22 protein-coding genes are annotated in these 25342 nt (G+C 71.2%); 14 read left to right on the top strand and 8 right to left on the bottom strand.

What is annotated here, in order from left to right; genetic code table 11:
- Nucleotide 1 precedes the first annotated feature (1 nt).
- The 4 genes from OG707_RS08550 (at nt 2) to OG707_RS08535 (ending at nt 3031) form a co-directional block, all read left to right on the top strand.
- The gene (locus OG707_RS08550) at nt 2-367 is read left to right on the top strand and encodes an Rv2175c family DNA-binding protein (protein ID WP_329116055.1); all 366 of its coding nucleotides are present in this window, start codon (nt 2-4) and stop codon (nt 365-367) included.
- 79 nt (nt 368-446) lie between these two features.
- A complete protein-coding gene (gene thiE / locus OG707_RS08545) occupies nt 447-1103 on the top strand; it encodes a thiamine phosphate synthase (RefSeq protein WP_329116053.1) in 657 nt (218 codons plus the stop codon).
- A gap of 89 nt (nt 1104-1192) precedes the next feature.
- Nucleotides 1193-2110 carry a methylenetetrahydrofolate reductase [NAD(P)H] gene (gene metF / locus OG707_RS08540; protein WP_329116051.1) on the top strand — a complete coding sequence of 306 codons (918 nt, stop codon included), beginning with the start codon at nt 1193-1195 and terminating at the stop codon, nt 2108-2110.
- A gap of 51 nt (nt 2111-2161) precedes the next feature.
- A complete protein-coding gene (locus tag OG707_RS08535) occupies nt 2162-3031 on the top strand; it encodes a hypothetical protein (RefSeq protein WP_329116049.1) in 870 nt (289 codons plus the stop codon).
- Nucleotides 3032-3044: 13 nt separating this feature from the next.
- Here OG707_RS08535 and OG707_RS08530 read toward each other — a convergent pair whose 3' ends face one another.
- From OG707_RS08530 to OG707_RS08515, 4 genes are all read right to left on the bottom strand, one after another.
- A complete protein-coding gene (locus tag OG707_RS08530; RefSeq protein ID WP_329116047.1) occupies nt 3045-4400 on the bottom strand; it encodes a phytoene desaturase family protein in 1356 nt (451 codons plus the stop codon).
- Nucleotides 4401-4708: 308 nt separating this feature from the next.
- The gene (locus OG707_RS08525; RefSeq protein ID WP_329116045.1) at nt 4709-5314 is read right to left on the bottom strand and encodes a TetR/AcrR family transcriptional regulator; all 606 of its coding nucleotides are present in this window, start codon (nt 5312-5314) and stop codon (nt 4709-4711) included.
- Between the two features lie 11 nt (nt 5315-5325).
- The gene (locus tag OG707_RS08520) at nt 5326-7410 is read right to left on the bottom strand and encodes a YhgE/Pip domain-containing protein (RefSeq protein ID WP_329116043.1); all 2085 of its coding nucleotides are present in this window, start codon (nt 7408-7410) and stop codon (nt 5326-5328) included.
- A complete protein-coding gene (locus OG707_RS08515) occupies nt 7382-8110 on the bottom strand; it encodes an ATP-binding cassette domain-containing protein (RefSeq protein WP_329116041.1) in 729 nt (242 codons plus the stop codon). The genes OG707_RS08520 and OG707_RS08515 overlap by 29 nt, the downstream gene beginning before the upstream one ends.
- 159 nt (nt 8111-8269) lie before the next feature.
- Here OG707_RS08515 and OG707_RS08510 point away from each other — a divergent pair, with 159 nt between their 5' ends.
- From OG707_RS08510 to OG707_RS08500, 3 genes are all read left to right on the top strand, one after another.
- Complete coding sequence (locus OG707_RS08510) at nt 8270-8764, top strand: SAV_6107 family HEPN domain-containing protein (protein WP_329116039.1); 495 nt, start codon at nt 8270-8272, stop codon at nt 8762-8764.
- Nucleotides 8765-8835: 71 nt separating this feature from the next.
- Nucleotides 8836-9600 (top strand): class I SAM-dependent methyltransferase, encoded by a 765-nt coding sequence (locus tag OG707_RS08505; protein ID WP_329116037.1) that lies wholly within the window; start codon nt 8836-8838, stop codon nt 9598-9600.
- Nucleotides 9601-9791: 191 nt separating this feature from the next.
- A complete protein-coding gene (locus OG707_RS08500) occupies nt 9792-10190 on the top strand; it encodes a DUF3040 domain-containing protein (protein WP_329116035.1) in 399 nt (132 codons plus the stop codon).
- Nucleotides 10191-10283: 93 nt separating this feature from the next.
- Here OG707_RS08500 and OG707_RS08495 read toward each other — a convergent pair whose 3' ends face one another.
- From OG707_RS08495 to OG707_RS08480, 4 genes are all read right to left on the bottom strand, one after another.
- The gene (locus OG707_RS08495; RefSeq protein ID WP_329116034.1) at nt 10284-12701 is read right to left on the bottom strand and encodes a transglutaminase TgpA family protein; all 2418 of its coding nucleotides are present in this window, start codon (nt 12699-12701) and stop codon (nt 10284-10286) included.
- Nucleotides 12698-14053, bottom strand: coding sequence for a DUF58 domain-containing protein (locus OG707_RS08490; protein WP_329116032.1), 1356 nt, complete (start codon nt 14051-14053; stop codon nt 12698-12700). Before OG707_RS08490 ends, OG707_RS08495 begins: the two co-directional genes overlap by 4 nt.
- Nucleotides 14053-15114 carry an AAA family ATPase gene (locus OG707_RS08485; RefSeq protein WP_329116030.1) on the bottom strand — a complete coding sequence of 354 codons (1062 nt, stop codon included), beginning with the start codon at nt 15112-15114 and terminating at the stop codon, nt 14053-14055. The genes OG707_RS08490 and OG707_RS08485 overlap by 1 nt, the downstream gene beginning before the upstream one ends.
- Nucleotides 15115-15318: 204 nt before the next feature.
- Nucleotides 15319-15885 carry a beta-class carbonic anhydrase gene (locus OG707_RS08480; protein ID WP_329116028.1) on the bottom strand — a complete coding sequence of 189 codons (567 nt, stop codon included), beginning with the start codon at nt 15883-15885 and terminating at the stop codon, nt 15319-15321.
- 383 nt (nt 15886-16268) lie between these two features.
- Here OG707_RS08480 and rsmH point away from each other — a divergent pair, with 383 nt between their 5' ends.
- Genes rsmH through murD form a run of 7 tightly spaced genes read left to right on the top strand, consistent with a single transcriptional unit; the run spans nt 16269 to nt 25336 of the window.
- Nucleotides 16269-17225, top strand: a complete 957-nt coding sequence (gene rsmH / locus OG707_RS08475; protein ID WP_329116025.1) for a 16S rRNA (cytosine(1402)-N(4))-methyltransferase RsmH — start codon at nt 16269-16271, stop codon at nt 17223-17225.
- Entirely contained in the window at nt 17222-17776 is a 555-nt protein-coding gene (locus OG707_RS08470; RefSeq protein WP_329116023.1) for an FtsB family cell division protein, read from the top strand. Before rsmH ends, OG707_RS08470 begins: the two co-directional genes overlap by 4 nt.
- Before the next feature lie 4 nt (nt 17777-17780).
- Nucleotides 17781-19754: a peptidoglycan D,D-transpeptidase FtsI family protein gene (locus OG707_RS08465; RefSeq protein ID WP_329116021.1), complete on the top strand. Its 1974-nt coding sequence runs from the start codon at nt 17781-17783 to the stop codon at nt 19752-19754.
- A gap of 14 nt (nt 19755-19768) precedes the next feature.
- Entirely contained in the window at nt 19769-21430 is a 1662-nt protein-coding gene (locus tag OG707_RS08460; RefSeq protein WP_329116019.1) for a UDP-N-acetylmuramoyl-L-alanyl-D-glutamate--2,6-diaminopimelate ligase, read from the top strand.
- Entirely contained in the window at nt 21430-22845 is a 1416-nt protein-coding gene (locus OG707_RS08455; RefSeq protein WP_329116016.1) for a UDP-N-acetylmuramoyl-tripeptide--D-alanyl-D-alanine ligase, read from the top strand. Before OG707_RS08460 ends, OG707_RS08455 begins: the two co-directional genes overlap by 1 nt.
- Nucleotides 22842-23912: a phospho-N-acetylmuramoyl-pentapeptide-transferase gene (gene mraY / locus OG707_RS08450; protein ID WP_329116014.1), complete on the top strand. Its 1071-nt coding sequence runs from the start codon at nt 22842-22844 to the stop codon at nt 23910-23912. The genes OG707_RS08455 and mraY overlap by 4 nt, the downstream gene beginning before the upstream one ends.
- Nucleotides 23909-25336: a UDP-N-acetylmuramoyl-L-alanine--D-glutamate ligase gene (gene murD, locus OG707_RS08445; protein WP_443071289.1), complete on the top strand. Its 1428-nt coding sequence runs from the start codon at nt 23909-23911 to the stop codon at nt 25334-25336. The genes mraY and murD overlap by 4 nt, the downstream gene beginning before the upstream one ends.
- The last annotated feature ends 6 nt before the right edge of the window (nt 25337-25342 follow it).

Below are 25342 nucleotides of genomic sequence, written 5' to 3'. Positions count from 1 at the left end.
TGTGACCGAGAATGACGCAAACATCGAAGCTCTCGTCCCTGCGTGGCTGTACCTCCCCGACATCGCCGAAAAGTTCGACATCGAGGTGACGCGGGTGCGCCAGCTGGTCAAGGAAGGCCAGCTGATCGCCGTGCGCCGCGGTGAGAACCGCTCGCTGCAGGTGCCTGCCGCCTTCATCGACGGCGGAAAGATCGTCAAGGGCCTGCCCGGGCTCCTGACGGTCCTGCGGGACGACGGCTTCAGCGACGAAGAGATGCTGGAGTGGCTCTTCACTCCGGACGAGACCCTGCCGGGGACCCCCGCGCAGGCCCTGAGTGAGAATCGCGGTACGGAGGTGAAGCGCCGGGCCCAGGCGCTCGCTCTCTGACCGAGACAGAACAAGGGTGTACGGGGCCGGGCCGCGCGGTCCGGCCCCGTACACCTCATCAACCGCGGGGGAATGCACGATGACCACGGCCCAAGCTCCTGAGCTGCTGTCCGACGCCCGGCTGTATCTGTGCACGGACGCCCGCAAGCGCCAGGGCGACCTGCCGGAGTTCCTCGACGCCGTTCTCACCAGTGGTGTCGACATCGTGCAGCTGCGCGACAAGGGCATGGAGGCCGCCGAGGAGCTGGAGCACCTCCAGGTCTTCGCCGACGCCTGCCGCAGGCACGGCAAGCTCCTCGCCGTGAACGACCGGGCGGACGTCGCCCATGCGATCGGCGCCGATGTGCTGCACCTGGGCCAGGGCGACCTCCCGGTCCCCGCCGCCCGCGCGATCCTCGGCCAGGACGTCCTGATCGGCCGTTCCACGCACGCCGAGTCCGAAGTGGACGCCGCAGCGGCCGAGGTCGGCGTGGACTACTTCTGCACCGGCCCCTGCTGGCCCACCCCGACCAAGCCGGGCCGGTACGCCCCGGGCCTGGACCTCGTCCGGTACGCGGCCACGCTCACCACGCAGCGCCCCTGGTTCGCCATCGGCGGGATCGACGCGGCCAATCTGGACGAGGTGCTCGACGCGGGGGCGCGCAGGATCGTCGTCGTACGGGCGATCACCGAGGCGGCCGATCCGGCAGCGGCGGCGGCGGATCTGGCGAAGCGGGTCCGGGCCCGTAACTCTTAAGTGTCCGAAGCGTGGACAAGTAGCGGACAAAACGGGCAATTTACGTAGCTCTGGTTGGGTGAGCGGTCGGCCCTGACTACGCTGCGGGCATGGCCTTCGGCACAGCTTCCACCAGGACTGATCGCGCACGGACCGTGCGTGACTATCTCGCGACCGGTAAGACGTCGTACTCCTTCGAGTTTCCGGCGCCCAAGACCGAGAAGGGCGAGCGGAATCTGTGGAACGCGCTGCGCCGCATCGAGGCGGTGGCCCCCAGCTTCGTCTCCGTGACGTACGGCGCGGGCGGCACCTCGCGCGAGGGCACCGTGCGGGCCACCGAGGCGATCACCTCGAACACCACGCTCACCCCGGTCGCGCACCTCACGGCGGTGAACCACTCCGTCGCCGAACTGCGCAACATCATCGGCCAGTTCGCCGACGCCGGGATCCGCAACATCCTCGCCGTCCGGGGCGACCCGGCAGGTGACCCGCTGGGCGAGTGGGTGCAGCACCCCCAGGGCGTGCTGTACGCGGCCGACCTGGTCCGCCTCATCAAGGAGTCCGGCGACTTCTGTGTGGGCGTCGCCGCGTTCCCGGAGATGCACCCGCGCTCCACCGACTGGGACAGCGACATCCGTCACTTCGTCGACAAGTGCCGGGCGGGCGCCGACTACGCCATCACGCAGATGTTCTTCGACCCGGAGAGCTATCTGCGGCTGCGCGACCGCGTCGTCGCCGCGGGCTGCGAGACGCCCATCATTCCCGAGGTCATGCCGGTCACCACGGTCAAAATGCTGGAGCGGCTGCCGCAGCTCTCCACAGCGGTTTTCCCGCCGGCACTGAAAGATCGGATCCTCGCCGCCAAGGACGACCCCGCGGCTGTACGCTCCATTGGCATCGAGTTCGCCACAGAATTCTGTGCGAGGCTGCTTGCCGAGGGAGTCCCCGGGATGCACTTCATCACGCTGAACAACTCCACGGCGACCCTCGAAATCTACGAGAATCTCGGACTGCACGAGCAGTCGTGACCGGTCGTACCCGCCCCAGTCCCGGGCGGTGGCCGTAGGAGAGGGGCGGACATGGGCTGGACGGTCCTCTATATCGCGTTCGGGCTGGTCGCACTGTGGCTGCTCGGCGAGGTTCTGCTGCAGTACAAGGCGCGGCTGCGCTGGCGCCTGGTGGCCTTCGTCGGCTTCCTGTGCGTCGTCATCGGCGTGCTCCTCGCCAATGTCCTGGTGATCGCGCTCGGCGCCGTCGCCTTCGCGCTCGGCCAGACCTACGTCACGATGTCCTTCCGCCGTGGCTTCTCCACGGGCTGGGCCATCGGCGGCAGCCCCGGCGCCAGCCGCCGGCGCAGGGGTGGCGGCGAGACGGAGGAGCAGGAGCCGACGCTGGAGGTCTCGGACCTCAGTTACGAGCCGGCGCCCGGCTATGCGACGCAGGGCTTCGAGGGCTCGGGTTTCGACACTCCCGGCTACGACACCACCTCCTTCGACGCACCCGCGTACGGCAACGCCATGGCCGCCGACTCCACGTCGGTCTACGCCCCGCAGCCGATGCCGGACGACACCGGTCAGTACGGCATCTACAGCGAGGCCGCGTACGGGGCCAACGCGCAGGCCCAGTACGGGAGTTACGACACCTACGGCGGCTACGACCAGCAGCAGGGCCAGCAGGGCCAGTACGACTACGACGCCACCGGCCAGCAGGGCTACGCCGCCTACTCGGACCCGTACATCGGCAGCAACACCGGCCAGTACGACACCTCGTACGGCCAGCAGTCCTACGCCGACCCGTACTACCAGGGTTCCGGCGGCGGCGAGACCCCGCCCGGCGGAGTCTGGGTCCCGCAGCAGCGCGACGGCGAGCAGCCGTTCGGCACGGCGGAGCAACAGCAGCAGGACCCGTACTACAACTACGGCAACGAGCAGCAGCAGTACCGCTACTGAGGACCGCCACGGATCACTGCGAGCCGCGGAAGCCGTCCCCCTCGACGATCAGCCCGGCGACCAGCGCCCCCGACATCCCGGCGTGCGCCAGCCCGCCGCCGGGATGCGACCAGCCGCCCGCCCGGTAGAGCCCGGGCAGCTCCGACCGGTTGGCGGCGGCCAGGAACGCCCCGCCCGCCCCGGCCAGCGCCGGACCGCTCAGCGGCCCGGTGACGGTCGACTCCTGCCACAGCACGCGTGAGCGCAGCCCGGGCACGGCGGCCCCGGCAGCGGCCACCACCTGGTCCAGCTGCGCCTCGCCCGCCCCGGGCGCCGTGATCCGTACGGCCTCGTGACCGGCGTCGGGGACGACCCCCGGATCGTCCGGCCGCTCCACCGTCACCATCGGCAGCCCGTCGCCGTCACCGTGGACCACGGTCCGGTGGACGGTGTCCGCGGGCCGCTCGCCGCGCAGCGCGAGCAGGACCACCAGCGTCCCCGCATCCCGCTGCCCGGTGGGCGGACCGCCGAGCGAGGGCAGCGGGACCCCCGCCACCACGTGGTCGGCCTCCACGCCCTGCCCGTCGGCCAGTTCGAGCCCGCAGGCCCGGCCGTCCTTCTCCCGTACGCCCGTGACCTCGGCGTCGAAGACGAACTCCACCTTCCGCGCCAGGCACCGTTCGTACACCGCGCGCGCCAGTTCGCGCATCCCTCCGCGTACGTACCAACTGCCGAAGGTCTGCTCCATGTACGGCAGCACGGCGGCGGAGGCGGGCGCGGTGCGCGGGTCGAAGCCGTACCGCCGCGCGTAACTCCCGAGGAGCGCGGCCAGCCGGGGGTCGCGCAGCTCCCGACGCCCCACCTCGTCCACCGTCTGTGCGGTGCGGCGCAGCAGCCCGGACTTCAGCGCCGGATACGGATCGCGCCCCAGCGCCGACACATCGGCGGGCAGCGGCTCCTCCAGCAGGGGCCGCCGGGTCCGGTCCCAGGTGGTCCGGGCCCGGTCCAGATACGCCCCCCAGCGCTCACCCGCGCCCCCGCCCAGCGCAGCGTCCAGCGCGTCGACGACACCGGCCCGCGAGGCATTGGGCAGCGTCACCGCGCTGCCGTCGGCGAAGAGATGACGCGCGGCCGGGTCCACCTGGACCAGCTCCACGCAATTCTCCAGCGGCTCGCGGCCCGTCTTCACGAACACGTCCCGCCACACGGCGGGCAGATGCAGCAGCCCGGGACCGGTGTCGAAGACGAACCCGTCCCGCTCGAACCGGCCCACCGAACCGCCGTACGTCCCCGAGCGCTCGTACACCGTCACCCGGTGTCCCGCCACGGCCAGCCGGGCGGCCGCCGCCATCGCGCCCATACCCGCGCCGATCACCGCAATCCTTGCCATGCCTGGGACTGTAGCCGCCGCCACTGACAGTCGACTCAGCCGGACTGGGGTTGAGCACCAGGCTCTGAGTATCCGTACCTAGTGGTGGAGATGAGTAGGTACGCGGATGGGCCCGACCTGCGAAGACGGCAGAGTGGAGACCACGGAAGGGGCGCGGCTCCGGCACCGCCGACACGGGGCGGCGGAACGGTGCGGCACCCCTGACGCGTACGGGGGACGTACGGGGGACGTACGGGGGAATCGCCGGTCCGGTGGGGCTCGAGTGACATCGAGCTCCGCCGGACCGGCGTCCCGTTTCCCCGGCGGGCTCAGCGCCCGCTGACCCGCCCGTACAGCAGCCGCGAGAGCGCCGCGTGCACATCGTCGAGCGACCGCTCGCTCTGGAAGGCCTGCCAGTCCAGCGCGGCCACGAGGACCATCCCGACCAGGGCCGCAGCCGTCAGCGGGATGTCGATCTCCTCGTGCAGCTCACCGGCCTCGATGCCCTCCCGCAGGACGGTCTCGACGACGGCCACCGCCTCCTGGCGCACCACCAGGAGCGTCGACTGCCAGGCGCGGTTGGTGCGCCACAGCTCGGCGACGTACAGCTGGGTGAAGGCCGGATAGCGGTCGATGAAGACCAGGCCGGCCCGGATCATCCCGTCCAGCGCCTCGACCTTGGTGCCGCCGCGCGCCGCGCTCTCGTCGGCGGCGGCCTTCAGGGACGCAGTCAGCAGGCCCACGCCGTGCCGCAGCAGCTCCTCGAAGAGCTCGGTCTTGGACTTGAAGTTGTAGTAGACCGTGCCCTTCGCGACCCCGGCGCGCTCCGCGATCTCGTCCACGGTGGTGGAGGAGAAGCCCTTTTCCGCGATGAGGGTGACGGCCGCCTCGTAGAGCTTCTGGCGGGTGGCCTGCCGTCTGGTGCTGGTGTCCATGGCGTTGATTGTCACAGGCTCAGCTCCGGGTGGAGGCGGTCCAGGGTCCACACCTGCTTGGAGCGGGCGGAGAGCGCGGTGAGCGCGAGGGCCCCCACGGTGAAGGCGGCGAGGACCGCGCAGCCCGTCCAGACCGGGGTCAGGGGGCCGCCGGTGATCAGCCTCCGCAAGCCCTCGACGACGTAACTCATCGGCAGGAACGGGTGGATGGCGTTGAAGAAGCGCGGGCTGGTCTGGACGGGGTAGGTGCCGCCCGCCGAGGTCAGCTGGAGCATCAGGAAGGCGAGGACCAGGATCCGGCCCGCGGCCCCGAAGCGGGCGTTGAGCCACTGCACGATCGCGGCGAAACAGCAGCTCACCAGGGCCAGGAAGCCGAGCGTCCCGGCCGCGCGCTCCATCTGCAGACCGAGCGCCCAGTGCAGTACGGACATCAGTGCGGCGATCTGCAGCACCCCGATCGCGGCGACCGGCAGCCAGCCCGCGATGGCGATGCGCCAGGGGTGCGAACCGGCGGACAGGGCGCGGCGGTTGAGTGGCTGGATGAGCATGTACGCGACCATCGCGCCGACCCAGAGGGAGAGCGGGATGAAGTACGGGGCGAATCCGGTGCCGTAGTTGGGCGCCGCGTGCAGAGGAGAGGAGGCGAGACGGACCGGGTCGGCCATCACCCCGGTGCGCTGATCGCGGTCCTTCTTGTCGTAGTCGGGGATCTTCGCCACCCCGTCGTGGAGCCCGGTGGCGAGCTCGCCGGAGCCGTCGGCCAGCCGGTAGAGACCGCTGTCGAGGGTGTGCGCCCCGGCCTTCAGGCGCCCGACACCCGAGTCGAGATCGGCCGATCCGGTCTTCGCGGTCGTCAGTCCGGAGTGCAGCCGTCCGGCGCCTGCGGCGACTTGCTGGGCGCCGCTGTTCAGCCGGTCGATCTTCGCGACGGCGGAGTCGAGGTCCTCGCTCAGGGTGGGAGCGTGCCGGGCGAGGTCGCGGGCCTGCTTCTGCAGGGTCGCCAACTGCCCGTCCAGTACGGACAGATCGCTGTCCTGGTCCCGTACGAGCACATTGAGGTCCCCGGCGATCGTTGCCACCTCGGCCGCCGCGTCCTTCGCCTTCCGCAGCTGCGGGCAGGCCGGGTCCGGCAGCGGCCGGTCCTGGCAGCGGGCCGCGTACACGGTGTCCAGGGCGTCCGAGGCACGCCGGGATCCGTCCGCCGCGACCGGGGCCGTCTTCACCAGGGTGGCGAGGTGGTTCCGTACGGTCTGGGTGGAATCGGCGACCAGACGGGCCGCGTCACCGATCGTCCTGCCGTTGTCCTTCAGATACGGACGGACCGCGTCCGCAGCCCCGTCGACCGTGTCCGCAAGGGTCTTGGTGCCGGCGGCGACCTGCCGCGCACCGTCCTGGAGATCGGCCGATCCGGAGTCGAGCTTCCTGATCCCCTCGGCCAGCTTCCCGCTGCCGGACTTGGCCTCGCCGAGACCGTCGGCCAGGGCCTTGGACCCCTTCTTGGCTTTGCCGATCCCGTCCTGGAGCTGGGCGGCGCCGTCCGCGGCCTTCGCCGTCGCGTCGTGCAGATCCGAGAACGAGATGAAGATCCGGTCGAGGAACGTGCGCGAGGCGTGCGTCGACGCGGCCGTCCGCACCTCGGAGAAGACCGTCCGCGAGATCTGCCCGACGATGTAGTTGTTGGCGTCGTTCGTCCGTACCTGGAGCGCGCCGGTCTCGGGGGAGTCGCCGGAGCTGGAGGCGATCCGGCTGCTGAAGTCCGACGGCATCGTCAGCGAGAGGTAGTACGAACCGTCCTCGACGCCCTTGCGCGCCTCGGCCACGCTCGTCTCGTGCCAGTCGAAGACCTTGCTGTCGCGCAGGCCCCTGGTGATGTCGTCGCCCGCCCGGACATCGGTCCCGGCGGCTGTGGCGCCCTTGTCGTCGTTGACCAGGGCGACGGGTATTTTGTCGAGCCGCCCGTAGGGATCCCAGAAGGACCACAGGTAGAGCGCCCCGTACAGCAGCGGCAGCAGGAGCAGCGCGACGAGCGCGGCGCGCGGCATCCGCCCCCTGCCGAACCGCTTCAGCTCAAGCGCGGCCAGTCTCGGCGAGCGCATCGGCCGCCCCCTTTTCCTCTGTGGGTCCTGCTCCGGTGCGTACGGTGATGGCGCCCTCGGGCGCCTGGCTGCACACGGCGACGACGGTGATTCCCGTGTCGGAGAGGGAGCGCAGCAGCTTCCAGGCCTCGGTGCGTTCGGCGTCGGAGAGCTTGAGGTCGGTGTCGTCCACGGCCAGCACCTGCGGCCGCTCGATCAGGGCGAGCGCGACGGAGAGCCGCAGCGCCTCGAGCCGCTCCAGATCGCGCACGGAGGTGCGCGCGGCCTTGGGGAGCGCCGCGAGATCGAGGCCCGCGGCCTCCAGTGCGGAGTCGATACGGGCGCGGGACTCGGCGGCGCGTTCGGCGCGGGGCCGGAGCAGTGCGCGCAGCGAGCCGGCGAAACGGCGCTGCAGCAGGGCCCGTTCGCGCAGGTGCTCGTCGACGGTCAGCGCCGGATCGAGCTCGTTGACGCCGGGGACGGGGCCGAGCGCGCTGATCCGTCGGACGGCGGTGAGCTGCCGGGGCAGGTGCAGTCCGGCGACCTCGGCGTGCCCCTCCGTGGTCCGCATCCGGCCGGTGAGGGCGAGGAGCAGACAGGTGCGGCCGGATCCGGAGGGGCCCTCGATCGCGACGAGCGCCCCGGCTCCGGCGGCGATGCGCACGCCGCGGAACGCCCAGCCGCGCGGGCCCTTCAGCCCGAGATTCTCGGCGGTGATCACTCGGCCTCCCCCTGTTTTTGAACTGACCGGTCAGTGCAAAAAGGTAGCCCCGAACCAGTGCTCGACGCAAAGGAGCAGGTCAGAGCCGATTGTCAGTGGTGACCCTCACAGTGGACACATACGGCCACAGTGCCGTCACGCGACGACAGGAGGTTCGTCATGACCAGCACCAAAGCCGCAACAGCCGCGCACCGCTCGGCGGGCGACATCCATCCCGTCCTGCGCCGGACCACGGCCCCGCCCGCCGCCCTCGATCTGCTCGCCCAGGCCCGCGCGGGCCTCGACGAGGCCGCCGAGCTGGAGCAGCCGAACGACCGCTACGCCACCGCCCACCTCGCAGCCCTGCGCACCGCGGCCGCCGTGCTCGCCGCGCGTGGCCGCCCCGAGACGACCCCGCGCCGGCGACGCCAGATCCGCAGCGCCTGGGAGGTCCTCCCGGAGATCGCCCCCGAACTGGCCGAGTGGAGCGCCTTGTTCGCCTCCGGTGCCCGCCGCAGGGCCAGGGCCGAGGCCGGCATACCGGGCGCGGCCACTCTCAGGGACGCCGACGATCTGCTGCGCGACGCGGCCATGTTCCTGCGCCTCGTCGAACGGCTCCTCGTCCTGCAGCCGGTGCTGCCCCAGCCCAGGGAGGAGCACCCGAAGGCGGGATGACCAGGGGCGGCGCCGAAGGCAATAGGGTGGAGCAGCCCGCCCGTATTTGCCCCGCCGAGGAGTCAACCGCCGTGTCGGACCCGCTGCGCCCCCGCGCCTCCCTTCGTACCGCCGTGGTGTGGGACGTCCTCAAGGACGCCCTCGAGCGCCGGGTCAAGGCGAGCGGACGGGACACCCTGGACGTCCTCGACACCGGAGGCGGTACGGGCAACTTCGCGGTGCCCGTCGCCCGCCTCGGCCACCGCGTCACCGTGGTCGACCCCAGCCCCAACGCGCTCTTCGCGCTGGAGCGCAGGGCCGCGGAGGCAGGCGTCGCCGACCGGGTGCGCGGAGTGCAGGGAGACGTCCTCGGGCTGTTCGACGTCGATGGCGTGGAGCGCGGCGGCTACGACGCGGTGCTCTGCCACGGAGTCCTCGAATACGTAGAGGACCCGGCCGAGGGCGTGCGCAACGCGGTCGACGCGCTGCGCCCCGCGGGCGCGCTCTCCCTGCTCGCCGCCGGTCTCGGCGGCGCCGTCCTGGCCAGGGCGCTGGCCGGCCACTTCAACGAGGCCCGTCAGGCGCTCACCGACCCCGCGGGCCGCTGGGGCGACGGCGACCCGGTGCCCCGCCGCTTCACCGCCGAACAGCTCGGCGAGCTGGTCGGCGCGGCCGGCCTGAAGGTCGGTTCGGTCCAGGGCGTTCGGGTCTTCGCCGACCTGGTGCCCGGCGTCCTGGTGGACACCGAGCCGGGCGCGCTCGAGGCCCTCCTGAAGCTGGAGGCCGCGGCCGCCGAGCTCCCCGCTTTCCACTCCGTCGCCACCCAACTGCACGTCCTCGGCGAGAAGCAGGGCTGATCAGCGGCGCAGTCCCGGACGGAGTAGGTCACAGGCCCCCCGATCGGAGGCTTCGCGCCGTATGATCGGGGTACACCATCTCCGGATTGGCGAATTGGCGTAGAGGGCGGGTTTCACGGGGGCGATTCCCTGCCTATTCTGAAAGGGCCGCACTACGGTCGCCCCCCGCGACCGACGAGTAGGAGGACTCCGTGCCGCTCTCGGAGCACGAGCAGCGCATGCTCGAGCAGATGGAGCGAGCGCTGTACGCCGAAGATCCCAAGTTCGCGACAGCGCTCCAGGGATCCGGGCTGCGTACATACACCCGGCGACGGGTCTACCAGGCAGTTGCTGGCTTCCTGGTGGGAATCGCGCTCCTCATGGCCGGAATGGTCGCCCAGCAGATCTGGATCAGCGTGGTGGGATTCCTCGTCATGCTGGGCTGCGCAGTACTCGCGGTCACCGGATGGCGCAAGGCGCCCAAACCGGGTGAACAGCCGCCGGCCGCCGCCGCAGATCCGGCAGCGCGCAGGCAGTCCAGGCAGCGCAGGTCGGTGATGGACCGGATCGAGCAGCGGTGGCAGCGCCGCCGTGACGAACAGGGCCAGTAGAACTTCGCAGCACCTGAAGAACCCGAAGAACCTGCAGGACATGGGTGAGGGGCGACCGCATCGGCGGCCGCCCCTCACCCATGTCCCGTCCCGCTAGCCCTGGTCCCTCGAGGGCCTGCGCAGCAGAGCCGCCCACCGGTCCGCCCCGGCGCCGCGCCTGCGGCTCCAGCGTGCGGCCGTCGCCGACCAGCGCTCGGAGAGTGCCCAGACCACCCGTACGGCCGAGCGCGGTGCGAGAACGGCACGCAGCCGCTGCGACCGCCCGGCCCCGGCCCGCAGCCCGGCCCGTACCTGCGCCACGTCCTCGCCGAGACCGCTCACCGGCTGCGGATGCGGTGCGTACAGCACCTGCTCCACCGCACCGGCCGCCCGGTGGACCGCATCCGCCGCCCGGCCCTCCAGCGACCCGAGGCGCACGATCCGCGCAGCCGTCTTGCGCGGCGTCTGCGAATCGTCCGGCTCCATGCCGAAGTCCCAGGCCGTGTCCGTGATCTCGCGCCAGGCGCTCAGCGTCCGGTCCGCTCCGTCCGCGGGCGTACGTCCACGGGAGGCCAGCCGCCGCCCGCGCACCCGGATCCGCCAGAACAGCGGCAGCAGCGGGAGCAGCACCAGCAGACCCACGGCCACCGCCGCGCCCACCACCGTGGAGAGCGGCGTCCCGGTGTCCGTGGGACCGGCGCCCGTGGCCGCCGCGGCCGCACCGCACTCGTTCATCCGGCGCAGCTGCGCCGGGCAGCTGTCGGTCGCCGACGGCATCGCGGACGGCGCGGCCGAGGCGGTCGCGTTCGGCTTGTCCGGAGTGTCGGCCCCGCCGCCCGGGGCGGTCGCCCGGGTGTACGACGGTACGGAACCGCGGGACGGCGTCGGCTCGAACCGCGTCCACCCCACGCCCTCGAAGTACAGCTCCGGCCAGGCGTGCGCATCGCGCAGACCGACCGACATCGTGCTGTCCGGCTGGGAAGAGCCCGGAGTGAAGCCGACCGCCACCCGTGCGGGGATCCCCAGCGTCCTGGCCATCGCGGCCATCGAGAAGGAGAAGTGGACGCAGAAGCCCTTCTTCTCCTTCAGGAACCGGCTGATCGCGGCCGATCCCGTGCCGGACTGCACCTGGGTGTCGTAGGTGAAACCGCCCTCGGAGGAGAACCAGTCCTGCAGCTTCACCGCACGCTCGTAGTCGTTGGCCGCGCCCTGGGTCACCTGCAACGCCGTGGCCTTCACCACGGACGGCAGCGACTCGGGGACCTTCGTGTACTCCTTCACCAGGGATGCGGATGCGGGCGGAGCGTCCGCCAACTGCTGGGCTGTCGGTTCCACGAGCAGGCTGGTCACCGAGTACTGCACCCCGCGCGTGGTCTGCCCGCGGTCGCCGACGAGGGTGCGGCCCTCCGGCTCGAAGCGCCACTTCCCGTTGATGCCCACCTGCATGGCCGGATAGGGGAGGGGCAGCCAGTTCTGTGCGTACCAGCCGGCCGCCGACACATTGGTCTTGATCTCGGTCGTGCTGATGTCGGCGCTCAGCCCCGACGGCTTCGGCAGCGTCTTCGGTACGTCGGTGACCTTGCGCTCCGAGGACTTCCACGCCGTGCCGTCGAACTGGTCGAGCGCCACGATCCGCAGATAGAGGCTCTGCACGTCCGACGCATTGGTGCGGTACCGCATCACCTCGCGGTCCTCGGGCTGGTTGAGGCTGTTCTGCAGGGAGACCAGCGGGTTGACCGCGGAGATCGTTCCGCCGCCGCCCCCGGTGCCCGTCCCCGTGCCCGTACCGCCGATGAGCCCGCTGTCCAGCGCGGGCAGCAGGGCCGGGATCACCAGCGCGATGCCCAGCGCGACCACCCCGATGCGCCGCCCGGTGCGGGCCGGAGCCGTGGCGTTGCCGCCCGGGGGCTCGAAGCCCCGCGCGGGTGACCGCGGAGCCCCGCCGAAGACGCGGCCCCACTGCGAGAGCCGGTCCCGGCCCTCGGCCAGCAGAAGCAGCAGATAGCCGGAGGCGGCGACCACGAACCAGAGCCAGGCACTGCTGCCCTGCGCGAGCCCTGCCGCGACCGAGTAGAGCGCGAGCAGAGGGAGTCCGGCGGGCGCCGCGCTGCGGAAGGTCACCGCGAGCGCGTCCACCGCGAGACCGATCAGCATGACCCCGCCCACCATCATCAGCCGGATCGGCTGGGTGGCAGGAGCCGGGATGGAGAACTGGCCGACGTCGTCGCCGCCCTGCTGCAGCAACTGCCCGAAGTGCTGGAAGACTTCAGGGGTGGGCACGATGCCGGCGAGCGCCTGCCCACGGGCGAAGACGACGGTGAGCAGCAGCAGCGCCACCAGGGCCTGGGCCCCGACCGTGAGCGGCCGCGGCAGCGGCACCCGCCGGGCGAGCGCGCCCACACCGCTGACGATCGCGGTCAGGAACGCCGCCTGGACGATCCAGGAGGCCGGACTGACCAGCGGCAGCATCGCGCACGCCGCCATCATCGTGGCCGCATAGGCGCACAGCGCCAGCCTTCCGCGACCGCTCATGACCATCCCCCTGTCTTCCCCGGTGTGTTGGACGTGTGCTCGCGGCCCGCCTGGCGCCACAGATCGGCGAGCTTCGTCCCGGGGCGGGCCTGAAGCACCGTCCACCCCGCTTCGCGCAGCATCCGCAGCCGCTCCGTGGCCTCTGCAGATTCCGGCTCGCCGTCCACCCAGGCCGCGCTGTCCGTGACGAACGCGACGGCCGCGTTGCTGCGCTGCCGCATCCGGGCCGCTACCGCGGCCTGTTCCTCGTCCAGATCGCCGAAGAAGGCGATCAGCAGCCCTTCGTTGCCGCCGCGCAGGACGTCGTACGACGGCGAGAGCCCGGCCCCGTCGGAGTGCCCGACGACCGCCAGGGTGTCCATCATCAGCCCCGCCGAGTCGGCCGAGTCCTGAGTGGCCCCGGCGAACCCGCTGCTCCCGTCGCCGGGGACCGTGCTTCCCGTGTCCGTCAACAGCCGCACCGAGAAGCCCCGTTCGAGCATGTGCACCAGTGCGGAGGCCGCCCCCGAGACCGCCCACTCGAAGGCGGAGTCGGGCCCGGCTCCCTGGAAGGCGATCCTCCGGGTGTCCAGGAGTACGGTGCACCTGGCCCGCTGGGGCTGCTCCTCGCGGCGCACCATCAGCTCGCCGTAGCGCGCGGTGGAACGCCAGTGGACGCGGCGCAGATCGTCCCCGTGCCGATAGCCGCGCGGAATGACGTCGTCCTCACCGGCCAGCGCGAGCGAGCGCTGGCGCCCGTCGCCGTATCCCGCGGCCTCGCCCGCGAGCCGTACCGGAGGCAGCGGCTCGGTGCGCGGGATGACGGTGAGGGTGTCGTACGCACTGAAGGAGCGCGTCAGTTCGCACATCCCGAACGGGTCGCTGAGGCGCAGCTGCAGCGGCCCCAGCGGATAGCGCCCGCGCAGATCGGAGCGCACCCGGTAGGACACTTCGCGCCGCCCGCCCGCCTCGACGCGGTCGAGGACGAACCGGGGCCGGGGCCCGAGCACGTAGGGCACCCGGTCCTGGAGCATCAGCAGCCCGGTGGGCAGCCGCGACACGTTGTCCATCCGCAGATGGACCCGCGCCTCGGAGCCCGCGGGCACCCGCGCGGGGGAGAGCCGGCGGCTGCCCGCGACCCGGTAGCGGGTGCGGTGCAGCACGCCCACGCAGACCAGCGGCAGCACGGCGAGGAGCATGCCGACGCGCAGCAGGTCGCTCTGGCCGAGGGCGTACGCGCAGATCCCGGCGGCGATACCGGCCGCGAGGAACGACCGGCCGCGCGTGGTCAGTCCGGACAGGGCGGCCCGCAGACCGCCCTGGTCCTCGTCGACGCCGGGCGAGGCCCCGCCAGGGGGCAACCCAGCCGCCATCACAGCCGCCGCGTGCCGGGCTGCTGGTGGTTGTAGACGGGAGGCGCGCCGGGCGGCGGCGCCTGGCGGCCCGCGGCAGGGCCGTTGCCCGGCGCGGCGCCGCTCGGTACGGGCGTGCGCTGCAGGATCTCCGTCACCACCTGCTCGGCGGTCCTGCGGTTCAACTGCGCCTGCGCCGTGGGCAGCAGCCGGTGCGCGAGCACCGCCACGGCCAGCGCCTGGATGTCGTCGGGCAGTGCGTAGTCGCGCCCGCTGAGCGCGGCGGACGCCTTGGCGGCCCGCAGCAGATGGAGCGTCGCACGCGGTGAGGCCCCGAGTCTGAGATCCGGGTGGTTACGGGTGGCCGAGACGAGCTCCACCGCGTACCGCCGTACCGAATCGGCGACATGTACCGTCCGCACCGCGTCGATCAGCTTCACCATGTCGTGCGCGTGCGCCACCGGCTGCAGATCGTCCAACGGCGAGACCCCGCCGTGCACATCGAGCATCTGCAGCTCGGCCTCCGCGCTGGGATAACCGATCGAGACCCGCGCCATGAAGCGGTCGCGCTGTGCCTCGGGGAGCGGATAGGTGCCCTCCATCTCCACCGGGTTCTGGGTGGCGATGACCATGAAGGGACTGGGCAGTTCGTACGTCTGCCCGTCGATGGTGACCTGGCGCTCCTCCATCGACTCCAGTAGCGCCGACTGGGTCTTGGGCGACGCGCGGTTGATCTCGTCGCCGATCACGATCTGCGCGAAGATCGCCCCGGGCTTGAACTCGAAGTCCCGCCGCTGCTGGTCGAATATCGACACACCGGTGATGTCGGACGGCAGCAGGTCAGGCGTGAACTGGATCCGCCGTACCGAACAGTCGATGGACCGTGCCAGCGCCTTCGCCAGCATCGTCTTGCCCACGCCGGGCACATCCTCGATCAAGAGGTGTCCCTCGGCGAGGAGCACGGTCAGCGAAAGCCGTACGACCTCCGGCTTGCCCTCGATCACACCCTCCACCGACCTGCGGACACGCTCCGCTGTGGTGGTCAGATCTGTGAGGCTCGCTCGATCGTCATAGGTCGTCACCCGGCCCTCCTCGGCCCGTACCACTCCACGGGCCGACACGATTCAGACGGCCCGGCCCACCCCGAAATACGAACACCACGCCCGGATGGTTCGACCGGGCGAGGTGTCACACTCGCATTCTTGTTGCCGTTACCGCTTCGTGTCACTCGCCTGTGGACAAGTGAGCGGGATATGCCGGGGTTTGCCGTATTTTCTTACGCCGTCCTACGCGACCGGATCAATCTCGCGCAGCAGTCCCGTCTTCACGTCGAAGACAAAACCGCGCACGTCGTCGGTGTGCAGGAGGAACGGAGAGGTCCGTACGCGCTGCATCGACTGGCGTACGTCCTGATCGACGTCCTTGAACGATTCCACGGCCCAGGCCGGCCGCTGGCCCACTTCCTGCTCCAGCTCCTGCCGGAAGTCCTCGGTGAGGCTCTCGAGGCCGCAGCTGGTGTGGTGGATCAGTATGACGCTCCGTGTTCCCAGAGCGCGCTGGCTGATGGTGAGCGAACGTATCGCGTCGTCGGTGACCACGCCGCCCGCGTTGCGGATCGTGTGGCAGTCGCCGAGCTCCAGGCCGAGCGCGGCGTGCAGGTCGAGGCGGGCGTCCATGCAGGCCACCACGGCGACGTGCAGGACCGGTGCGGCGCCCATGCCGGGGTCCTGGAAGTCGGCCGCGTACCGGCGGTTCGCTTCGACGAGCCGGTCGGTCACCGTGCCACCGTGACGGACGGTGAGGTGAGGGCGGGCGGGGCTGGGCTCTCCGGGGAGGTGCGCAGGGGTCGACATGTCTACGACGGTAATCGGAGCTGATCTCGGAGTCCCGCCAAGGGGTCGGAAAAATACCGTCAACTCGACCCCGTGTGACCTACCCCACAAGCCTGACCCTCTGTGACCCGTTCGAGTGAAAGACCTGCCGCGCGGCGCGCTGGCCGGTTGATTGACCGGCGGTACGAGTGGACTAAAGTGACGCGAACCGGAGGCGTGATGCGCCCCCTCGTGCTTGACGAACTTAAGCCCGCACACCCCCGCATGCGCGGCGTACGCACGGCTCGGCCCTCTCCCGCTCGCCGGCCGGCCGACGCCCCTCAACCGGCGCCGGCAGGCCGTTCCCCTTCCGAGCGGGCGGGGACCCGGCCGTACGTGCGACCGCGCCGTACCTGAGAGGGCGCATGAGCGAGACCCGACATGTCCCGGTGATGCTCCAGCGATGCCTGGACGTGTTGGCCCCGGCACTCGCCGAGCCCGGAGCGGTGGTCGTCGACTGCACGCTCGGCCTCGGCGGCCACAGCGAGGCACTCCTCTCCACGTTCCCCGCCGCCCGGCTCGTCGCCCTCGACCGCGACAAGGAGGCGCTGCGCCTCTCCGGCGAGCGCCTCGCGCCCTTCGGGGAGCGGGCCACCCTGGTGCACGCCGTCTACGACGAGCTGCCCGAGGTCCTGGAACGGCTGGAGATCCCGCGCGTCCAGGGCGTCCTCTTCGACCTCGGCGTCTCCTCGATGCAGCTCGACGAGGCCGACCGCGGTTTCGCGTACGCCCAGGACGCCCCGCTCGACATGCGCATGGACCAGACGACGGGCGTCAGCGCCGCCGAGGTCCTCAACACCTATCCGCCCGGCGAGCTGGTGCGGATCCTGCGCCAGTACGGCGAGGAGAAGCAGGCCAAGCGGATCGTCTCCGCCGTGGTGCGCGAGCGCGAGAAGGAACCGTTCACCAACAGCGCCCGCCTCGTGGAGCTGATCCGCGACTCCCTCCCGCAGGCCGCCAAGCGCACCGGCGGCAACCCCGCCAAGCGCACCTTCCAGGCCCTGCGCATCGAGGTCAACGGTGAACTCTCCGTCCTGGAGCGGGCGATCCCGGCCGCGGTGAAGGCCCTCGCGGTCGGCGGCCGGATCGCGGTGCTCTCGTACCACTCGCTCGAAGACCGCCTGGTCAAGCAGGTGTTCGCGGCCGGCGCCGCCAACACCGCGCCGCCCGGCCTGCCCGTGGTGCCCGAGCGCTACCAGCCGCGGCTGAAGCTCCTCACCCGGGGCGCGGAGCTGCCCACCGAGGAAGAGGTCGCCGAGAACCGGCGCGCGGCCCCCGCACGGCTGCGGGGTGCGCAGCGCATCCGCGAGGAGGCGGTATGACCACAGCGGCCAGGCAGTTGAAGGGGCGGGCCGCACGGCTCGCGCGGATGCTGCCGTCCGGGCCCAACACCGCGGCGCGTACGCCCTTCGTCCTGCTGGTCGTCGTGCTCCTGGGCGGCGGCCTGATCACGCTGCTGCTGCTCAACTCGGCGCTCAATGCCGGATCGTTCCGGCTGAACGACCTCAAGAAGAAGACCACCGAACTCACCGACGAGCAGCAGGCACTGCAGCGCGACGTCGACGACCGTTCCGCGCCCGACGCGCTGGAGCAGCGGGCCCGTGAGCTCGGCATGGTCCCCGGCGACGCCCCCGCCTTCCTCAACCCCGACGGCTCGGTCAAGGGCGTCCCCGGAGCGGCCTCGGCCGTGCCCCAGGCCCTGGTGGTCCCGGCCTCGCCGACGCCGACGCCCACGCCGACCCCTTCGGCGACAGCCCCGCCCTCCGGCAGCGCGAGCCCGCCCCTGCCGTCCCCCACGGGCACCCGCCCGGGCAGCGCCGCGCACCCGTCCGCCGTTACGTCCACGAAGCCGACCCAGACCCCCGGCAGGTGACGCAGTGCCGCCCAAGCAGCCAGATCCACCGCGCCGCCGCGTCCCCGCGCCCGCACGCCAGGCGCGCCCCGCACGCCCGTCGCGCCCCGCGCAGCGCCGTCCGCGCCCCGCGTCCAAGGCCGCTTCCGCGCGCACGCTGCGCCTCGGCAGCCCCCGCCCCCGGCTGCGGCTGGTCAGCCTCGGTCTGACGCTGGTGATGCTGGCCTTCGTCGTACGGCTGCTGCAGGTGCAGGCCGTCGATGCGAGCGCGTACGCGGCCAAGGCCGAGAAGAACCGCTACCAGGACGTCACGCTGACCGCCGAGCGCGGCCAGATCACCGACCGCGGCGGCGTCGCCCTGGCCACCAGCGTCGACGCGTACGACATCACGGCCGACCCGACGATGTTCACCGCGAAGGCGACCGGCGCCCCGGACGCCCCGGAGCAGGCGGGCACGCTCCTCGCGCCGATCCTCGGCGCGGACGCGGCGGAGCTCACCAAGAAGCTCAAGACCCCCAAGACGCGCTACGTGAAGCTCGCGAGCCGCCAGACCCCCCAGGTCTGGAAGCAGATCAAGGACCTGCAGGGCGTCTTCACCAAGAAGGCCTCGGCCGCGCAGGCGAAGGCCCCCAAGGGCACCGAGATCAGCAGCGTCCTGGCCGGCATCTTCAACGTCCCCACCAGCAAGCGCGTGTACCCCAACGGCGATCTCGCCGCCGGGATACTGGGCTGGGTCAACGCCGAAGGAAAGGGCGCGGGCGGCCTGGAGTCCTCGCTGAACAAGCAGCTGGCCGGCAAGGACGGCAAGATCCGGTACGCCCAGGCCGGCGGCCGCCTGGTGCCCACGGTCGGCACCCAGGAGACTCCCGCCGTCCAGGGCTCCGACATCGCGCTCACCATCGACCGCGACCTCCAGTGGTACGCCCAGAAGGCCATCACCGACCAGGTGAAGGAGTCCAAGGCGGACCGCGGCTACGTGATAGTGCAGGACAACAAGACCGGCGAGGTCCTGGCCATGGCCAACGCCCCCGGCTTCGACCCCAACGACCTCTCCAAGGCCAGCCCGGACAACCTCGGCAACGCGGCCCTCCAGGACGCGTTCGAACCCGGCTCGACCTCCAAGGTCATGTCCATGGCCGCCGTACTGGAAGAGGGCGCGGCCACCGCCGACACCCATGTCACCGTCCCCAACCGGCTGCACCGCGGCGACCGGCTCTTCAAGGACGACATCGACCACAAGACCTGGTACCTGACGCTCAACGGCGTCCTCTCCAAGTCCTCCAACATCGGCACCATCCTGGCGGCCGGCCAGCTCGGCAAGACCCAGCCCCAGGCCAACCAGGTCCTCTACTCCTACCTCCGCAAGTTCGGCATCGGCTCCCCGACCGGCCTGGACTACCCCGGCGAAACGCCCGGCATCCTGGCCAAGCCGCAGGACTGGTCCACCTCGCAGCAGTACACGATCCCGTTCGGCCAGGGCCTCTCGCTCAATGCCATGCAGGCGGCCTCCGTCTACTCGACGATCGCCAACGGCGGCGTACGCATCACGCCCACGCTGATCCGCGGCACCACGGGCTCCGACGGCCGCTTCACCCCGGCCGAGGCCCCGAAGAAGACCCGGGTCGTCAGCGAGAAGACCGCGAAGACGCTCGCGAAGATGCTCGAGTCGGTCGTCGGCGACGAGCAGGGCACCGGCGTCAAGGCCAAGATTCCGGGCTACCGGGTCGCGGGCAAGACCGGAACCGCCAACCGCGTCGACCCCAAGACCGGCCGCTACCGCGGCTACACGGCCTCCTTCGCAGGCTTCGCGCCCGCCGACAACCCGCGCATCACCGTGTACTGCGCCATCCAGAACCCCACCAAGGGCAGCTACTTCGGCGGCCAGATCTGCGGCCCCGTCTACAAGAAGGTCATGGAGTTCGCCCTGAAGACCCTCCAGGTACCGCCCACCGGCGCCGCATCGCCCAACCTGCCGGTCGAATTCGACCCCGACCACTGACCCGGGAACCACTCGTGACGACCATCACCCAGGATTCCGGGAACCGCCGCGCCCCCGGCACCTCACTTCGCGGCGGGCCGGGTGAGCCCGGTACGCTCACCGCCGTGCACCATGCTGATCAGTCCCAAACCACCCAGAAGGACGCCTTTGTGACCTATCCGGGAGCGCCCCGTCCGGCCGAGGTCCGCCCGACCCCCCTGGGGTCGCTGGCCGACCGGCTGAGTGTCACGGCACCGGGCGCCGGTGAGGTCACCGGCATCACGCACGACTCCAGGGCGGTACGTCCCGGAGATCTGTACGCGGCCCTGCCCGGCGCCCGCTTCCACGGCGCCGACTTCGCCGAACAGGCCGCAGGCCTCGGAGCCGCCGCGATCCTCACCGACCCGGCGGGCGCCGAGCGCGCCGCGGCGACCGGCCTGCCGGTCCTCACCGTGCCCGACCCGCGTGCCGTGATGGGCGAACTGGCCGCCGAGATCTACGGCCGCCCCGGCCGCGAGCTCCTCCAGATCGGCATCACCGGCACCTCGGGCAAGACCACCACCGCGTACCTCGTGGAGGGCGGCATCCGCGCCGCGGGCCAGCGGTCCGGCCTCATCGGTACGGTCGAGATGCGCATCGGCGACGAGCGCATCAAGTCCGAGCGCACCACCCCCGAAGCCACCGATCTGCAGGCCCTGTTCGCGGTGATGCGCGAACGCGGCGTCGAGTCGGTCGCCATGGAGGTCTCCAGCCACGCGCTGGTGCTCGGCCGGGTCGACGGCTGCGTCTTCGACGTCGCCGTCTTCAACAACCTCAGCCCCGAGCACATGGAATTCCACTCCGGGATGGAGGACTACTTCCAGGCGAAGGCACAGCTGTTCACCCCCGAGCGCAGCCGCGTCGGCGTGGTCAACTTCGACGACGAGTACGGCCGCAGGCTCGTCACGGAGGCGGGCGTGCCCGTCACCACCTTCTCCGCCGAGGGTCACCCCGACGCTGACTGGCGGACCGAGGACATCCAAGTCGGCCCGATGGACTCGACGTTCACGGCGGTCGGCCCCAAGGGCGAGCGCATCCGCGCCAAGTCCCCGCTGGCCGGCCCCTTCAACGTGGCGAACGCGCTGGCCGCGATCGTCACACTCGCCGTCGCCGGCATCGACCCGCAGACCGCGGCCGACGGCATCGCCGCCGTACCCGGCGTCCCCGGCCGTCTGGAGCGCGTCGACGCCGGGCAGCCGTACCTCGCCGTGGTCGACTACGCGCACAAGACGGACGCCGTCGAATCGGTGCTGCGCGCCCTGCGCAAGGTCACCGAGGGCAAGCTGCACATCGTGCTCGGCTGCGGCGGCGACCGCGACACCACCAAACGCGGCCCGATGGGCGCAGCCGCCGCCCGTCTCGCCGACACCGCTGTACTGACGTCCGACAACCCCCGCTCCGAGGACCCCCTCGCGATCCTCGCCGCGATGCTCGCGGGCGCCGCAGAGGTGCCCGTGCACGAGCGCGGCGACGTCCTGGTCGACGCAGACCGGGCCGCCGCCATCGCCGCCGCCGTCGCACGCGCCCAGCCCGGGGACACGGTGCTGATCGCGGGCAAGGGCCACGAACAGGGCCAGGACCTCGCCGGAGTGGTACGCCCCTTCGACGACCGTTCCGTGCTCCGTACCGCCATCCAGAAACAGTCAGGGATGAAGTAGTGATCGCCCTCTCCCTCGCCGAGATCACCGCCATCGTCGGCGGGCAGTCCAGCGACATACCGGATCCGTCCCTCACGGTCACCGGTCCCGTCGTCATCGACTCCCGCCTGGTGGAGTCCGGCAGCCTCTTCGCCGCCTTCGACGGCGAGCACGTCGACGGACACGACTACGCGCAGCGCGCCGTCGAGGCGGGTGCGGCAGCAGTGCTGGCCACCCGCCCCGTCGGCGTCCCCGCGATCGTGGTCGACGACGTCGAGGTCGCCCTCGGCGCCCTCGCTCGCGCCGTCGTGCAGCGGCTCGGCGCGACCGTCGTCGGCCTCACCGGTTCGGCCGGCAAGACCAGCACCAAGGACCTGACCGCGCAGCTGCTGCAGCGCCACGGCCCGACCGTCTGGACGCCCGGCTCCCTCAACGGCGAGATCGGCCTGCCGCTGAGCGCCCTGCGCGCGGACGAGGACACCCGCTACCTCGTCCTCGAGATGGGCGCCCGGGGGATCGGCCACATCCGCTATCTGACCGAGCTGACGCCGCCGAAGATCGGTGTCGTACTGAACGTCGGGACCGCCCACATCGGCGAGTTCGGCGGTCGCGAGCAGATCGCCCAGGCCAAGGGCGAGTTGGTCGAGACCCTGCCGCCCGCCGAAGAGGGCGGCGTGGCCGTCCTCAATGCGGACGACCCGCTCGTACGGGCCATGGCGTCGCGCACGAAGGCGCGCGTCCTGCTCTTCGGCGAGGCCGCGGACGCCGACATCCGTGCCGACAATGTCCGGCTCACAGACTCCGGACAGCCTGCCTTCACGCTGCACACACCCTCCGGGTGCAGTGACGTGACCATGCGGCTGTACGGTGAGCACCACGTGTCGAACGCGCTCGCCGCGGCCGCCGTCGCCCATGAGCTGGGCATGTCCGCCTCCATGATCGCCACGGCGCTCTCCGAGGCTGGCACGCTGTCCCGCTGGCGCATGGAGGTCACCGAGCGTCCGGACGGCGTGACGGTTGTCAACGACGCCTACAACGCGAACCCCGAATCCATGCGAGCCGCCCTGCGCGCGCTCGTGGCGATGGGCAAGGGGCGCCGTACGTGGGCGGTGCTCGGCCCCATGGCCGAACTCGGTGACGATTCGCTCGCCGAGCACGACGCGGTCGGACGGCTCGCCGTCCGGCTCAACGTCAGCAAGCTCGTGGCAGTCGGGGGCAGGGAAGCGTCCTGGCTGCAACTGGGCGCCTATAACGAGGGTTCGTGGGGTGAGGAGTCGGTGCACGTGTCCGACGCACAGGCGGCCGTCGACCTGCTGCGCAGTGAACTGCGCGCAGGAGACGTCGTGCTGGTGAAGGCTTCCAGGTCCATCGGCCTGGAAAAGGTGGCACTCGCGCTGGTCGAGGGCGCCACCGAGGGCGAGGTCGCCACCCGATGAAGCAGATTCTCTTCTCGGGAGTCATCGGACTCTTTCTGACCCTGGTCGGCACCCCGCTGCTGATCAAGCTCCTGGCCCGCAAGGGGTACGGACAGTTCATCCGTGACGACGGCCCGCGCGGTCACCACGGCAAGCGCGGTACGCCGACCATGGGTGGCATCGCGTTCATCCTGGCCACGCTCATCGCGTACTTCGCCACCAAGGTGATCACCGGCGCCCCCACGACCTTCTCGGGTCTGCTCGTCCTGTTCCTCATGGCGGGCATGGGCCTGGTCGGCTTCCTCGACGACTACATCAAGATCGTCAAGCAGCGTTCGCTGGGCCTGCGGGCCAAGGCGAAGATGGCCGGCCAGCTGATCGTCGGCATCGCCTTCGCGGTCCTCGCCCTGCAGTTCGCGGACTCGCGCGGCAACACCGCAGCCTCCACCAAGCTTTCCTTCGTCACGGACTTCGGCTGGTCGATCGGCCCGGTGCTGTTCGTCGTCTGGGCGCTGTTCATGATCCTGGCGATGTCCAACGGTGTGAACCTCACCGACGGCCTCGACGGACTGGCCACCGGCGCCTCGGTGATGGTCTTCGGCGCGTACACCTTCATCGGTGTCTGGCAGTTCCAGGAGTCCTGCGCCAACGCCACCACCCTCACCAACCCCGGCGCCTGCTTCGAGGTCCGCGACCCGCTCGACCTCGCCGTCGTCGCCTCGGCCCTGATGGGCGCCTGCTTCGGCTTCCTGTGGTGGAACACCTCGCCCGCCAAGATCTTCATGGGTGACACAGGCTCGCTGGCCCTCGGCGGCGCACTCGCGGGTCTCGCGATCTGCTCCCGTACGGAATTCCTCATGGCGATCCTGGGCGGCCTCTTCGTCCTCATCACCATGTCCGTCGTCATCCAGGTCGGCTCCTTCAAGATGACCGGCAAGCGCGTCTTCAAGATGGCGCCACTGCAGCACCACTTCGAACTCAAGGGCTGGTCCGAAGTCCTTGTGGTGGTCCGCTTCTGGATCATCCAGGGCATGTGCGTGATCGTCGGACTCGGACTCTTCTACGCAGGATGGGCAGCCGACAAGTGACCACTTGGCACGGCAGGAACATCACCGTCGCCGGTCTCGGCGTGAGCGGCATCAGTGCCGCCCGCGCCCTGGCCGGCCTCGGCGCTTCGGTGACCGTCGTCGACGGCGGCGACAGCGAGACGCACCGCCTGCGCGCCACCGAGCTGCGGGGCGAGGGCATTTCGGTACGCCTGGCCGACGCGGCCACCCTCCCCGAGGGCACCGACCTGGTCGTCACCTCGCCCGGCTGGAAGCCGGAGAGCCCGCTCTTCGCGGCCGCCGCCGAGGCGGGCGTGGACGTGGTCGGCGACGTCGAGATCGCCTGGCAGCTCCGCGGAACCACCCCGTCGGGAAAACCAGCCGCTCCCTGGCTGGCGATCACCGGCACCAACGGCAAGACGACCACCACCCAGATGCTCGCGTCGATCCTGACCGCGGCCGGGCTGCGTACGGCTGCCGTCGGCAACATCGGCACCCCGATCATCGACGTGGTCCTGGCCGAAGAGCCGTACGACGTCCTGGCCGTCGAGCTGTCCAGCTATCAGCTGCACTGGGCGCCCTCGCTGCGCGCCCACTCCGCGGCCGTACTGAACCTGGCGCCCGACCACCTCGACTGGCACGGCTCCATGGAGGCGTACGCCGCCGACAAGGGCCGTATCTACGAGGGCAATTCGGTCGCCTGCGTCTACAACGTCGCCGACCCGGCCACCGAGGACCTGGTCCGCGAGGCCGACGTCGAAGAGGGCTGCCGCGCCATCGGCTTCACCCTCGCGACCCCCGGCCCCTCCCAACTCGGCGTCGTGGACGGCATCCTGGTCGACCGCGCCTTCGTCACCAACCGCCAGAAGCAGGCCCAGGAGCTGGCCGAGGTCGCCGACATCAACCCGCCGGCCCCGCACAACATCGCCAACGCCCTTGCGGCGGCGGCCCTGGCGCGTGCGTACGGAGTGGAGCCTTCGGCCGTACGGGACGGACTGCGCGCCTTCCGCCCCGACGCGCACCGCATCGAGCATGTCGCGGACGTCGGCGGCGTCGCGTACATCGACGACTCCAAGGCCACCAACACCCATGCCGCGCAGGCCTCCCTGGCCGCGTACGAATCCATCGTCTGGATCGCCGGCGGCCTCGCCAAGGGTGCGACCTTCGACGAACTGGTCGCAGGGGCCGCAGGACACCTCCGTGGTGTCGTACTGATCGGCGCCGAGCGCGCCCTGATCGCCGAAGCCCTCGCGCGACACGCCCCGGAAGTACCGGTGGTCGACCTCGACCGGACCGACACTGGGGCGATGTCGGCGGCGGTCCGCGAAGCGGCAGGGCTCGCGAAGCCGGGGGACACCGTACTGATGGCCCCCGCCTGTGCCTCGATGGACATGTTCGCCAACTACAACAAGCGCGGCGAGGCCTTTGCCGACGCAGTACGCGAGTTGGCCGCCGAGAGCCAGTAGTCGGCC

The sequence above is a fragment of the Streptomyces sp. NBC_01465 genome (assembly GCF_036227325.1).
Taxonomy (GTDB): Bacteria; Actinomycetota; Actinomycetes; order Streptomycetales; family Streptomycetaceae; genus Streptomyces.
This window is presented reverse-complemented; position numbering and strand designations above follow the sequence as displayed.

Coding starts and splice junctions, on each gene's coding strand:
- thiE (WP_329116053.1), top strand. CDS start 447: ATGACCACGGCCCAAGCTCCTGAGCTGCTGTCCGACGCCCGGCTGTAT.
- OG707_RS08520 (WP_329116043.1), bottom strand. CDS start 7,410: ATGCGCTCGCCGAGACTGGCCGCGCTTGAGCTGAAGCGGTTCGGCAGG.
- mraY (WP_329116014.1), top strand. CDS start 22,842: ATGAAGCAGATTCTCTTCTCGGGAGTCATCGGACTCTTTCTGACCCTG.
- OG707_RS08490 (WP_329116032.1), bottom strand. CDS start 14,053: ATGGCGGCTGGGTTGCCCCCTGGCGGGGCCTCGCCCGGCGTCGACGAG.
- OG707_RS08525 (WP_329116045.1), bottom strand. CDS start 5,314: ATGGACACCAGCACCAGACGGCAGGCCACCCGCCAGAAGCTCTACGAG.
- OG707_RS08510 (WP_329116039.1), top strand. CDS start 8,270: ATGACCAGCACCAAAGCCGCAACAGCCGCGCACCGCTCGGCGGGCGAC.
- OG707_RS08535 (WP_329116049.1), top strand. CDS start 2,162: ATGGGCTGGACGGTCCTCTATATCGCGTTCGGGCTGGTCGCACTGTGG.
- rsmH (WP_329116025.1), top strand. CDS start 16,269: ATGAGCGAGACCCGACATGTCCCGGTGATGCTCCAGCGATGCCTGGAC.
- metF (WP_329116051.1), top strand. CDS start 1,193: ATGGCCTTCGGCACAGCTTCCACCAGGACTGATCGCGCACGGACCGTG.
- OG707_RS08530 (WP_329116047.1), bottom strand. CDS start 4,400: ATGGCAAGGATTGCGGTGATCGGCGCGGGTATGGGCGCGATGGCGGCG.
- OG707_RS08480 (WP_329116028.1), bottom strand. CDS start 15,885: ATGTCGACCCCTGCGCACCTCCCCGGAGAGCCCAGCCCCGCCCGCCCT.
- OG707_RS08470 (WP_329116023.1), top strand. CDS start 17,222: ATGACCACAGCGGCCAGGCAGTTGAAGGGGCGGGCCGCACGGCTCGCG.
- OG707_RS08495 (WP_329116034.1), bottom strand. CDS start 12,701: ATGAGCGGTCGCGGAAGGCTGGCGCTGTGCGCCTATGCGGCCACGATG.